The sequence below is a fragment of the Micromonospora sp. CMU55-4 genome, assembly GCF_011602315.1.
In the GTDB taxonomy this organism is placed as follows: domain Bacteria; phylum Actinomycetota; class Actinomycetes; order Mycobacteriales; family Micromonosporaceae; genus Micromonospora; species Micromonospora chalcea.
This window is the reverse complement of the sequence record NZ_JAAOLH010000008.1, coordinates 1-12,226: the sequence shown is the minus strand read 5'-3', so window position 1 is coordinate 12,226 and position 12,226 is coordinate 1. Positions and strand designations below refer to the sequence as shown.

Sequence of the window (12,226 nt, the reverse complement as noted above, 5' to 3'; positions counted from 1 at the left end):
TGAATGCCGGCCGAGCACAGCGGCGACGGCCAACCTAGTGCCTCTGGGGATCCAGCACCATCGACCCACCGGTGGGGAGACGGTTCTTTTTGGACGGTTCGCCGGCTGGCGTCGTCGTCGCCCCGAGGGAGCGACCGTAAGGAATCAATTATGCGCCTTTTTGCCCATCTAGGCCACGAATCGAAAGTTCAGACTTTGCCAGAATTCGTCCACCCCGATCCCCTGGTCAGGCGAGGGATCGGGGTGGACGAGCGGCTCAGGCGGTGGGGCTGCTCCCGGACGGCGTGCCGAGGTGGATGTCGACGTCGGCCGGCTCGGTCATCTGGTCGTACGCCCTGGTCCGCAGCCGGTTGGTCTGCACCTCGCCGTCGAGCAGCGCCGCCCGCAGCGCCTCCGCGTCGCTGATCTCCTTGGCGGTCACCGCGTCGGCCGCGGTCGTGGCGCCCTGCACCACCTCCAGGTGGGTGCCGTCGGTGGGCATCAACTCGGTCCACTTCGCCAGGCAGTACACCCGCTCCGGCACGTCCTGGCACTCGGTGGTCAGCTCGGGCATCTCGTCGCCGGTGCCGAGATGGCCGGCCCGGTACGCCGTCAGCTCGTCCACGAACGCCTCCAGCTCCCGCTCCACCTCCGGCGCCAGGCGCGTCGCCACCACCTTCCCGAAGATCCACCGCAGCGCGGTCAGCTCCATGCCGGCCCGCACCGGCAGGTAGAGCTTCGCCCAGCTGGCGTTGACGAAGTCGCCGGGGTCGCGCTCCGGGGCGCGGGCGTCGCCGCCGGACCACCACCCGGGGTACGCCACGAAGGACGCGCGCTCCCAGTCGAAGACCCGGTGCCAGAAGTCGATCTCCCACGCCTCGTCCCGCACGCTGGCCGGGAAGTGCGCCTCCACGATCTGCGAGACCATCTCGTTGACCGGGGAGAAGCCGGCCCGCAGCCGCGCCTCGAACTCGTCCCCCGCCGTCTCCGCCGCCGCCAGCGCCGCGTCGCGCCGGTCCTGCCACTCCTGAAGATCGGTCAGGTAGCCCGCGACCAGCGCGTTGTACGCCGCGTCGTCGGCGGTCTGGTCCACCACCGTCGGGGTACGCCGGAACCCGGCCGCGATCTGGGCCTGCGCGCCGGGACCGCCCAGCCAGCTGGCCGCGCCCACATGGATGCGGACGCGCAGGACCGGTCGGCCGTCCGCCTCCGTCACCACCGGCACACCGACGACCTGGGCCGCGATGGCGGTCGGCGGGCGGCGGGTGATCAGGTTGAGGTTCTGCCGGATCGTGTCGACGTTGCCGTCCCACTCCCAGCCGGCGTCGAGGGTGACGTCGATGTCGTAGTCGGCGCTCATGTCGCCGGTGAATCCCCACTTGTCGAGCGTGACCACGGCGGAGTACACGACGCGCGTCTCCACCGCGGCGGGCGCGCCACGCGGCGGGCGCTCCGGCTTCACCGGCATCGGGGGCAGCGCGGCGACCGCGTTGTCGCGGATCCGCTGCCGCCCGCCGGTGATCTTCTGGGCGAAGGCGAGCGCCGGGTCCTTGATCGTGGGGGCCCAGCAGACCCGTGCGCCGTACCGCTCGTGGGCCAGCTCCAGCCGTTGCAGCACCTTGAAGTAGTGCAGCGTGATCGGCGTGGCCCGGTTCGGGTTGCGGACGGTGCGCTTCGAGGACGACTCCGTGCCCGTCTCGGTGACGAGCTTGAAATCGGTCTTGTGCTGGGTGCGGTAGCGCGCCGCGACCTTCGAGGTGGCGGTCCGGCTGTCCTTGACCGCGCGGCGGCTCGTCTCCTGGCTCGCCGCGGTGACGCTGGTGGCGAAGCCGATGGTGTGGCTGGCGTTGAAGGTGCCCCAGATGCCGGTCGGGCTGGTGTACTGGCCGGTGTGGCTCGCGTTGAGCCCCCAGGTGTCGGTGAGCGACTTCTGCCGCTCGAAGCCCTCCTGGAGTTCGGTGGTGAGCGCGCTGGTCAGCTCGACGTCGGTCTGCTGTTCCGACTCGTTCTGCTCCTCCAGGGTCAGCTCGCGCTTGGTGTAGGTGCGCTGCTCCAGCACGGCCTCCTCACCGGGGGCGAGCGCCAGCGCGTAGACGTGCTCGCCGAGCGCGAAGCCCACCGGCCGGATCCGGGTGCGGTCGAGGAACGCGATGCCGACGTCGGACTGGAGCAGGCCGGCGAGGAACTCCGCCTGCTGGTCGCCGAGGAGCGTCTGGCGTCGCGCCGGCGGCTCCCGGTGCGACATGCCCGAGTCGGCGCCGGGCAGCGCCTCGGTGGCGGCGTCCATCTCGTTGGCCTTCCACAGGTCGTAGAGGCCGAGTTGTTTGAGCAGGTGCGGCAGCCGGTCGCCGTCGAGCCCGCCGTAGCGGATCGCCTCGATCAGCGCCTGCTTGACGTAGAACGGCAGGATGGGCGTCTCGCCACCGCCGAACGTGAGCCGGACCGGTACGAAGTAGTTGGAGTAGACGTACCTGTCGGAATGCGCGGTGCTGAAACCAAGCGTCGCCGGATCGGCGTCGGCGACGACGACTCTGCCCATCGGTGCTCCTCTACAGCGGCAGTGTGAACAGGGAGTGCAGCCCCTGGTACGTCATCTCGTGCGAGGTGACGAAGAATCCGGGGAACAACTGGCTGAGGGCGGCCTGGCGGACGACCGTCTCGCGTACGGCGTGCGCGGTCAGCTCTTCGAGACCGGCGACGACCTCCGCCGGCACCCCGCCCTTGGCGGCCCGCTGGTACGCCTCCGCGATCGCCTCCCAGCGACCGTCGAACGTCTCCCCGAGGTCGTCGGCGACGGTGCCCCAGGTCTTCTCGAAGCGCTCCAGTTTGGTCGAGGAGGTCCAGTCGACGTTCGTGACGCGGGCCGCCTCGGGGTCGACGAGCAGCAGGTCGGAGCGGAGGTCCCCGACGGTGGTGGACGCCTTCCACCGGAACCGCTCGGCGAGGTGGCCGGCGAGGGCCTTCTCCGCCCCGGTCGCGGCCGGGTTGCCGGTGAAGCCGACGAGGCGCAGCAGCAGATCCCGGTCCGGGTGGCCGAGCAGCATCTGGGCGACGGTCTGGCGCAGCACCGCGTCGGAGCCGCGCAGCGCGGGTGCCAGCTCCGGGTGGGCCGTGCGGACCGCCTCGACCACTGTCGCCAGTGACTTCTCCGCGAACGCCTCCAGGCCCGGTGACCGGCCGACGAGCTGGGCGACCTCGGCGGCCATCCGCCGGTGCACCTGCTGGCCGAGCCGCCACGGTTGCGCCTGCCCGGCCTTGCGCAGCGCGCGGAACTCCTCGTACGCGGCGGTCTGGAGCGCCCTGTTGAACGCGGTGGTCAGCCGCTGCTCCAGTTGCCGGGCGATGGCCGCGCGCACGACGGCGGCCTGGACGTCCCGGGGTGTCTTCGGCGGCTTCAGCTCGCGCAGGTCCTCGACCCGCTTGATGATCTCGTCCAGCGCCTCGCTCAGCTCGGCCCGGGTCGCCGCCCGGCCGGCCGACGACACCGCCTCCGACATGCTCGCCATCAGCACCGGCCGACCGTCGAGGCTGACCAGCGCGCCGAGCCGGGTGCCCGCGCCGGCGCCCGCGAACGCCTCGGCGTGCGCCGCCTGGTTGAACACGCTCAACGTCAGCTCGGCGTCGGCGAGCAGCACCCGGCCCTGCCGGAACAGCGCGTCGAGCACCTTCGGCGGGAAGAGCGTGCGCAGGACGGCCAGCCCCACCCGGGGCGTGGCGGCGATCGCGGCCCGGCCGATCGCCACCAGCAGCGCGGCCATCTGTGCGGTCAGCAGGCGCGCCTCGCGGGCGCCCGCGAGCAGCAGCGGCACGTACCGGACGGCGGCGCGCACCGCGACGCCGCCGAGCAGCCGGGCGAGGTGCACCAGGCCGGTGAGCACCTGGTACAGGTCGCCGGCGACGCGGCCGAGCAGCCGGCCGGCGGCGAACGGGTCGAGGTTCTCCAGGTGGCGGGCGAACTCGGCCGCCCAGCCGCGCCACAGCGCCAGCAGCCGATCCGGGACGGTGGTCGGGTCCAGCGCGGCCACGATCCCGGCCAGCGCCTGGCGTACGACGGTGGCCTGGTCGGCGATGCGTTGCACACCGGCGCGGGGGTCGACCGTCAGCACGATGAGCGTGGTGAACTGTTCCTGCTGAAGGCGGCCGATCAACTGCACGAGCTTGCCGAGGTCGACCACCACCGTCGCGACGGATTCCCCGACGCCGACGGCGAACCCGTCGAGGAACAGCTTCGGGTTGATCCCGTTCCAGGCCGCGTAGTGCCGCATCGCGTCGAGCAGCGCGGGGTCGAGGCCGAGCAGGAGACGGCGGAACGCGCCGTCGGTGTCGACGTCCGAGGCGGCCAGGTCGAAGAACGCCTCGGCCAGCCGCAGTCTCGCCAGCATCGCGACCAGGTCCCAGACGTTGTCGGCGGTGATGCGCCCGCTCATCGCGGTCAGGACCCGCTCGCGGGTCATCGACCGGGTGGCGTGCGCGTCCAGCCAGTACTTGACGGTCAGCGCGACGAACTCCACCCGCGGGTCCTGGGTGCGTACGCCGAAGATCGCGGCCCGGTCCTCGGCGGACACCCGCGGCACGCTGAACCAGTCCCGGATCATGACGGATTCGTTCGCCGGCTGCCCCAATTCCCCCACCCCCTCCAGCCGTGTGCACTGTCGAGCCGTGGTGCGGGCAGCGGTAGTGCTGGGTCGAGAAGCTGACATGGGCCGGTAACGTCACGCGCCCGCCTTCCATCGACTGTTACGACTTGACGAACGGCGTGTTATCGCTCACAGTCGATGGCACGGGGCGGCGGGAGCGATGGGTCGCCGAGCGGGCGCGGACGGCCGCGTGGCAGGCCGGGTGTGGGGTCAGTGCGCCAGTGCTAATTGTTAGCGCTCACAAGTGTGATCTGAGGGAGGAACATGTTTGCTTTTGGTAGATCCCCATCGACGGTGTCGCCCCCGCGACGGCGCGGATGGCTGCCGCGAGTAGTCGCGACCGGCGCTGCCGCGGTCCTCGTCGGCGCCGCCGCCGTGGCGGCCGTGTCCGCGCCCGCCGCCGCCGCGAGCGTCGACACGAACGCCTGGTACGTCCTGGTCAACCGCAACAGCGGCAAGGCGCTCGACGTCTACAACCTGGCCACCAACGACGGCGCGCGGATCACCCAGTGGACGCGCAACAACGGCAACCAGCAGCAGTGGCAGTTCGTCGACTCCGGCGGCGGCTACTACCGGCTGAAGTCCCGGCTGTCCGGCAAGGTGCTCGACGTCTACAACTGGTCGACCGCCAACGGCGGCAGCATCGTGCAGTGGTCCGACCTGAACGGCACCAACCAGCAGTTCCGGCTGGCCGACTCCGACAGCGGCTACATCCGGCTGATCAACCGCAACAGCAACAAGGTGGTGGAGGTGCAGGGCGCCTCGACCGCCGACGGCGGAAACATCGTCCAGTACGACGACTGGAACGGCGCCAACCAGCAGTGGCAGCTCGTCCGCGTCGACGGTGGTGGCGGCAACCCCACCACGCCGCCTCCCACCACGCCGCCGCCGGGTGGCACGTGCAACCTGCCGTCGTCGTACCGGTGGTCGTCGACGGGCGCGTTGGCGCAGCCGCGGTCGGGTTGGGTGTCGTTGAAGGACTTCACGGTGGTGCCGTACAACGGGCAGCACCTGGTCTACGCGACGACGCACGACACCGGGTCGTCGTGGGGGTCGATGAACTTCGGTCTGTTCTCGAACTGGTCGCAGATGGCGTCGGCCAGCCAGAACGCGATGTCGTCGGGGACCGTGGCGCCGACGTTGTTCTACTTCGCGCCGCGCAACATCTGGGTCCTGGCGTACCAGTGGGGACCGACCGCGTTCTCCTACCGCACCTCCAACGACCCCACCAACCCCAACGGGTGGTCGTCGGCGCAGCCGCTGTTCACCGGCAGCATCTCCGGCTCCGGCACCGGCCCGATCGACCAGACGCTGATCGCCGACGACCAGAACATGTACCTGTTCTTCGCCGGTGACAACGGCAAGATCTACCGCTCCAGCATGCCGATCGGGAACTTCCCCGGCAGCTTCGGCTCGAACTACACCACGATCATGTCCGACAGCACGAACAACCTGTTCGAGGCCGTGCAGGTCTACAAGCTGCAGGGCCAGACCCGCTACCTGATGATCGTCGAGGCCATCGGCTCGCAGGGCCGCTACTTCCGCTCGTTCACCGCCACCAGCCTGAACGGCTCCTGGACCCCGCAGGCGGCCACCGAGTCCAACCCGTTCGCCGGCAAGGTCAACAGCGGCGCGACGTGGACCAACGACATCAGCCACGGTGAGCTGATCCGCACCACCGCGGACCAGACCTTCACCGTCGACCCCTGCAACCTCCAACTGCTCTACCAGGGCCGCTCCCCCAACTCCGGCGGCGACTACGGCCTCCTGCCCTACCGCCCCGGACTGCTCACGCTTCAGCGCTGAGCGCGTACCCCGAGGTGTGGAGAGCCCGGCCCGCGACCACGCGGGCCGGGCTCTCCGGCGTCTCGCCCGATCGTTGTCCTGGAGGCAACGACGGTGGCCCGGTCCGTCGTTGATCGGACCCGCGCCGCCCGGGAGGGTGGAGTTGTCACCACCTCCCGGACGAAGGGTTGAGCAGATGTCCTTCCAGGCATACCTCGACGCGATCGAGGACAAGACCGGCAAGACCCCGCGCGCCCTGGTCGACCAGGCCCGGGAGCGTGGCTACGACGCCGCCGACGTGAAGGCCGGCGTGATCGTCGGCTGGCTCAAGGACGAGTACGGCCTCGGCCGGGGACACGCGATGGCCCTGGTCCACGTGATCAGGAACGGGCCGAAGATCAGCGCCAAGCACGTCGGCTCCACCGGCTCGCACCGCGACGACAGCGACACGCTGTGGCTGGACGGCAAGGCCGCCCGAGCCGCCGCGTAGCGGGGCGTGGACAGCGACGCCTATCGTTCGCGGCATGGGAGCGATCAAGCCGTGGCACCTGTTCATCCTGACGCTCTGCTGCCTGCTGCCGCTCATCGCTGCGGTGGCGGGGGTGGTGTGGACGCGGCGACGCCGCCGCTGACCCGTCAGCGGCCGGCGACGAACTCCTCCACCGCCGTGCAGACCCGCCCCAGCGCCTCGGCCGAGGCCGCCAGCGGTCCGGGCACCATCATCGAGTGGTCGGCGTCGGCGACCTCCACCACGTACGGGGTGAGCCGCCGCGCCACCGCACCGTCCCAGACCGGGTCGGCGGTGCCGCCGGCCAGCAGGAACGGCGCGGTGGCCCGGGCCAGCGGCTCCCGTACCGCGGGGTCGGTCAGCAACGGCGTCAGCCAGACCGCCGGGATGCCCCGGTCGGCGGCGAGCGGGGCGGCGAAACTGCCGAGCGACTTGCCCACGAGCAGATCCACCCCGGCGTCGAGGACCGGATCCAACTGCTCGGCGACCCACTCCGGCGCGGCGTCGTGGCGCAGATCGCCGATCGACCGCCAGGTCACCTCGTGCACCTCGAAACCGCGCCGGCGCAACGCCTCCCCGATGTAGACGAACAGCGGCCCCCGGGTGTCGTAGCCCCGTCCCGGAGCGAGTACCGCGCGTCGATCCGCCATGGCCGCCTGCCTCTCGTTCGATCGATGCGTCACGCTAGCGCCGCACGGGCTTCCGGTGGCCCCGCTGCCTCACAACCGTTCCGGGGTGCGGATGCCGAGCAGGTCCAGGCCCTGCCGCAGCACCCGCCCGGTCAGCTCGCACAACACGAGCCGGCTCTCGCGTACCGGCCCGTCTGCCCGCAGCACCGGGCAGCGCTCGTAGAACGCGCTGAACGCGACAGCCAGCCGGTGCAGATACGCGGTCAGCCGGTGGAACTCCAGGCTGCCCGCCACCTCCTCGACCACAGCGGCGAAACCGACCAGTTCCATCGCGAGCGCCCGCTCGGCCGGCTCGGCGAGCGAGACGTCCGCGTCCGGCCGCGCCGCCGCGCCGGCCCGCCGGAAGATCGACCGGACCCGGGAGTACGCGTACTGGAGGTACGGCGCGGTGTTCCCGTCCAGCGACAGCATCCGCTCCCAGTCCAGCACGTAGTCCTTGTGCCGGTCCCCGGACAGGTCGGCGTACTTGATCGCGCCGATGCCCACCGCGCGCCCCACCTCGGCGGCCTCCGCCTCGCCCAGCTCCGGGTTGCGTTCCCGGGCCAGCGCGGTGGCCCGCTCCACAGCCTCGGTGAGCAGCCCGACCAGCTTCACCGACCCGCCGGCCCGGCTGCGCAGCATCCGCCCGTCCGGGCCGAGGATCGAGCCGAACCCGACGTGCTCGGCCCGCACCGGCGCGGTCAGCCAGCCGGCCTGCGCGCCGACCGCGAACACCATCTCGAAGTGCCGCCGTTGCGGCAGCCCGACCACGTAGAGCAGCCGGGTCGCGCCGAGCGTGCCGGTCCGGTGCCGCAGCGCGGCCAGATCGGTGGCCGGGTAGCCGTACCCGCCGTCGGACTTGCGCACGATCAGCGGCAACGGCTCGCCGTCACGGCCCACCGATCCGGGCGGGAACACGCAGTCCGCGCCCTCGCTGCGCCGCAGCAGGCCGAGCCGGTCCAGTTCCTCGACAGTCGGCGCGAGCTGGTCGTGGTAGCTGCTCTCGCCCCGGAAGTCGTCGCCGGTCAGCGTCACGTCGAGCAGGTCGTACACGGTCAGGAAGTAGCTCTCCGACTGCGTCACCAGCAGCCGCCACAGCCGCAGCGTCGCCGGGTCACCGCCCTGCAACGCCACCACCCGCCGCCGCGACCGTTCCCGGAACGCCTCGTCGTCGTCGAACTTCGCCCGCGCCGCCTTGTAGAACCCGTCCAGGTCACCCATCGACAGCTCCTGCGCCGCCCCGGCCTCGCCCAGGTCGAGCAGGTGCTCGATGAGCATGCCGAACGGCGTGCCCCAGTCGCCGAGGTGGTTGGCGCGCAGCACCCGGTGCCCGAGCCACTCCAGCGTCCGGGCCGCCGCGTCCCCGATCACCGTCGACCGCAGGTGCCCGACGTGCATCTCCTTCGCCACGTTCGGCGCCGAGTAGTCGACCACCACAGTCTCCGGCTCGGCCACCGGCGGCACGCCGAGCCGCGGGTCGGCGGCCAGCGCGGACACCAGCCCGCCGAGCGCGTGGTCGGCCACCGTCAGGTTCAGGAAACCCGGACCGGACACCTCGACCGACGCGCAGACGTCGGCCAGCGCCGCGCGCCCCCGTACCTCCGCGGCGATCTCCCGCGGCGGCCGGCTGAGCCGCCGGGCCAGGCCCAGCGCCGCGTCGGACTGGAAGTCCGCGTGCTGGGAGCGCCGCACGGCCGGGTCAACCGGCACGCCGGCCACCGCCGCGAACGCCGGCGCCAGCCGGTCGGTGAGCAACCTTTCAAGATCCATGGGTACGCCGATCTCGCTGTGGATCCGCCGCGCGGATCACCTGACGGGAACGCGACGGCGGAGCGAGAACGGTCGATGACGACCGGCGGCTCGATCCGCCGGTCGCAGGAGGGAAGGCTCAGCGCAGGCGGTCGCGGGACCGCCGGCGTCGCAGCGCGCCGAGCCGGACGTCGGAGGACGTCATCGGGTACGCGTGCGAACTGGCCATGTCGGCAGCGTAACCGGCCGGCCCGGGGCGTGCGCAAGCGCGTACCCCGGGCCGGTCTGTCGTCAGGCCGAGGTGGCGACGGCCTTGCGGTAGCGCTCGGCCCGGCGCCGCACCTGGGCGTACGCGCTGCTCAGGCCCATCGCCCGGCGGACCTCGACGAGCGTGCGGCGCACCTCGACGCGGGTCCGCTCGGTGCCGGTGACGATCAGCTCGTCGACCAGGCCGGGCTGCGCCTCGAACCGGGCCCGGCGCTCCCGGATCGGGTCGAGGAACCGGTTGAGCGCCGTCGCCAGCGCCTCCTTGACCTCGACGTCACCGACCCGCCCGGCACGGTAGCGGTCCTTGAACTCCGCCACCTGCGCCCGGTCCGGGTTGAAGATGTCGTGGTACTCGAAGACCGGGTTCCCCTCGACAGTGCCGGGCACGTCGGCGCGGACCCGGTTCGGGTCGGTGTACATCCCCATCACCTTGCGGCGCACCGTCGCCGCGTCGTCGGAGAGCGCGATCGCGTTCCCCTTGCTCTTGCTCATCTTCCCGGCGCCGTCCGTGCCGACCAGCGTGGGCGTCTCCGACATCAACATGTCGGGCACCGGGAAGACCTCGCCGTAGAGATGGTTGAACCGCCGGGCGATCTCCCGCGTCACCTCGACGTGCGCGGCGTTGTCCTTCCCGACCGGCACGACCTGCCCCTTCACGCAGAGGATGTCGGCGGCCTGGAGGACGGGGTAGCCGAGCAGGCCGTACGGCATCTCGTCCTTGCCGGCGTCCCGGGTCATCTCCTTCAGCGACGGCACCCGTTCCAGCCGGGGCACCGTGATCAGGTTCTGGAACAGCGTGTTCAGGTCGCCGACCTCGGGGATCGCCGACTGGAGGTAGAACGTCGCCCGTTCCGGCTCCACCCCGGCGGCGAGGATGTCGGTGACCATCTCGCGGGCGTTGTGCGCCACCTGCTCGATGTCCGCGCGGCTGTTGCGGGTGGTGAGCATGTGCAGGTCGGCGATGATGAAGAAGCTCTCGTAGCGCTGGTGCAGCCGCACCCGGTTGGCGATGCTGCCCACGTAGTGGCCGAGGTGCAGCCGCCCGGTCGGGCGGTCTCCGGTGAGCATGCGTGCAGAGGACATGGTCGTACGCCTTTCGTGCCGGTCGCTGGCGGGGAGAAGCGACCCGGGTGTCACCCGGGTCGGTGGAGCGGGCTCGTCAGAACGAGCGCCGCCATCGCCCGCCGGCGCGGAATCGGAGTCCGCCGGCACGGAGTACGTCGAGGATCTGCTCCCGGCCGTCGACAGCGTGGCCCGGAAGACCGCTACGGGTCTCCGGGAGGCAGCTGCGCGGCCGGACCATGCCTGACACGGTAACCGCTCACCGGCCCGCGCCGCTGCCTCCTGCCGCGCTTACTGCTGTCGATAGCTCTCGGAGTAGTAGCTGCCGACCCGCTCCCGGTACTCCGGGTGCGCGAAGTGGTCGCTGTCGAACGCGGGCGACTCCTTCACCTGGTCGCGGGTGCGGTCCACGTGCACCACGCGGTCCAGGTGGTCGACCCGGGCCACGGTGCCGGCCGGCAGCAGCACCTTCTTCCCGAAGATCCACGGCCCGGTGTCCACCACCAGGTAGCGCGCGTCGGCGTCCTCGTTCGCCTCGTCGATCGACCCGATCCGGCCGTCAGTCGCCTCCACCCGGTAGCCGGTGAGGTCGAGCGGCGTACCGGGACCGGGGGCGTCGAGCTGGTCGTCGGTGTCCGCGGCGCGCTGCCGCGGTACGTCTCCGGGCCGGGTCTGGTCGTACCCACCCGCCAGGGCGGACGGGTCCCGCCAGGCCCAGGGGTTGAACGGCTGCATAGGTGGCACCTCCCGCGCATCGGCTCGACGCCGGGAACAGTGCCCCGGCGGCCACGCCGGAAACACGCGTCGCCGTCCCCGACGCCCTGACCTGCAGGTACGGCCCGCTGGCATACTGGCCGACCATGGTCCTGTCACGTGGTTGGTCACTGTTCCTGGTCGCCGTCGGCGTGTGGACCTGGGCGATCTGGCCGAGGTTCGCGGTCGCCATCTGGAACGACGAGCGCGCCTGGCCTGCCGGCGTCGTCGGCGAGGGCAGTCCGACGGGCTTCCTCTGGGTGCACGCCCTGCTGATCGGCGCCTCTCTGGCGATCGGCACGACTGTCGGTGTCCTGGGCATCCGCGCCTACCGTGCCTCCCGCCGCCCTGCCCGCGTCGGACGGGTGTGACGCGCGCCGCTACCCACCGATTTGACGATCAAACCTGTGGCCGCGTAACTTTCTCTCTGCCAGCGCGGAACGGGGCAAACGGGACGAAAGTCCTGAAGCGCCGAACCGGGATTGGCGCCGGGTCCGAACGAGGTTCTCACCTCCGCAAGACCTGGTCCGGGCGATGCTCGCCAAGATGCCGGAGGGCGGATTTGGCGGAGCGAAACCGACCGGGTAAGGTTGTCGACCGGCAGGGAACCGGGCGAGCTAGCGGGAGACCGCAGCGGCCGGCCTGCCAAATCCGATGATCAGACGCAGCGGGTGACTGCTGCGTGGGTTCAGCGGTGCCGACCCGTACGAAGCGTGACAGACCGGGACACACGGTTTGACACGGCAGAGACGGTGAGGTAACGTAGTAAAAGTGCCCGGCGCGAGAGCGGCGGGTGGTTGAACGAAATGCCCCAAGCG

General features: G+C 71.3%; 9 protein-coding genes. 3 read left to right on the top strand and 6 right to left on the bottom strand.

Features of this window, described 5'->3' with window-relative positions; genetic code table 11:
• Nucleotides 1–256 precede the first annotated feature (256 nt).
• Both HA073_RS15575 and HA073_RS15570 read right to left on the bottom strand, forming a co-directional pair.
• Nucleotides 257–2,518 carry a hypothetical protein gene (locus HA073_RS15575; protein WP_166456744.1) on the bottom strand — a complete coding sequence of 754 codons (2,262 nt, stop codon included), beginning with the start codon at nucleotides 2,516–2,518 and terminating at the stop codon, nucleotides 257–259.
• Between the two features lie 10 nt (nucleotides 2,519–2,528).
• Complete coding sequence (locus tag HA073_RS15570; protein ID WP_205797524.1) at nucleotides 2,529–4,574, bottom strand: hypothetical protein; 2,046 nt, start codon at nucleotides 4,572–4,574, stop codon at nucleotides 2,529–2,531.
• A 306-nt stretch (nucleotides 4,575–4,880) separates the two neighbouring features.
• On the opposite strand from HA073_RS15570, the gene HA073_RS15565 reads away from it, so the two are divergent.
• Together HA073_RS15565 and HA073_RS15560 are read left to right on the top strand one after the other, a co-directional pair.
• Nucleotides 4,881–6,422, top strand: coding sequence for a non-reducing end alpha-L-arabinofuranosidase family hydrolase (locus tag HA073_RS15565; protein WP_166456742.1), 1,542 nt, complete (start codon nucleotides 4,881–4,883; stop codon nucleotides 6,420–6,422).
• Nucleotides 6,423–6,597: 175 nt separating this feature from the next.
• Entirely contained in the window at nucleotides 6,598–6,891 is a 294-nt protein-coding gene (locus HA073_RS15560) for a DUF4287 domain-containing protein (protein WP_069089878.1), read from the top strand.
• 146 nt (nucleotides 6,892–7,037) lie between these two features.
• On the opposite strand, the gene HA073_RS15555 is transcribed toward HA073_RS15560, so the two are convergent.
• From HA073_RS15555 to HA073_RS15540, 4 genes are all read right to left on the bottom strand, one after another.
• Nucleotides 7,038–7,559: an alpha/beta hydrolase gene (locus tag HA073_RS15555; RefSeq protein ID WP_069089879.1), complete on the bottom strand. Its 522-nt coding sequence runs from the start codon at nucleotides 7,557–7,559 to the stop codon at nucleotides 7,038–7,040.
• A gap of 69 nt (nucleotides 7,560–7,628) precedes the next feature.
• Nucleotides 7,629–9,347 carry an arginine--tRNA ligase gene (argS, locus tag HA073_RS15550; RefSeq protein WP_166456741.1) on the bottom strand — a complete coding sequence of 573 codons (1,719 nt, stop codon included), beginning with the start codon at nucleotides 9,345–9,347 and terminating at the stop codon, nucleotides 7,629–7,631.
• 270 nt (nucleotides 9,348–9,617) lie between these two features.
• Nucleotides 9,618–10,676, bottom strand: coding sequence for a tryptophan--tRNA ligase (gene trpS / locus HA073_RS15545; protein ID WP_064448821.1), 1,059 nt, complete (start codon nucleotides 10,674–10,676; stop codon nucleotides 9,618–9,620).
• Nucleotides 10,677–10,946: 270 nt separating this feature from the next.
• Nucleotides 10,947–11,390: a PRC-barrel domain-containing protein gene (locus HA073_RS15540; protein ID WP_064448820.1), complete on the bottom strand. Its 444-nt coding sequence runs from the start codon at nucleotides 11,388–11,390 to the stop codon at nucleotides 10,947–10,949.
• A gap of 125 nt (nucleotides 11,391–11,515) precedes the next feature.
• Here HA073_RS15540 and HA073_RS15535 point away from each other — a divergent pair, with 125 nt between their 5' ends.
• Complete coding sequence (locus tag HA073_RS15535; protein WP_166456740.1) at nucleotides 11,516–11,779, top strand: SCO4848 family membrane protein; 264 nt, start codon at nucleotides 11,516–11,518, stop codon at nucleotides 11,777–11,779.
• The last annotated feature ends 447 nt before the right edge of the window (nucleotides 11,780–12,226 follow it).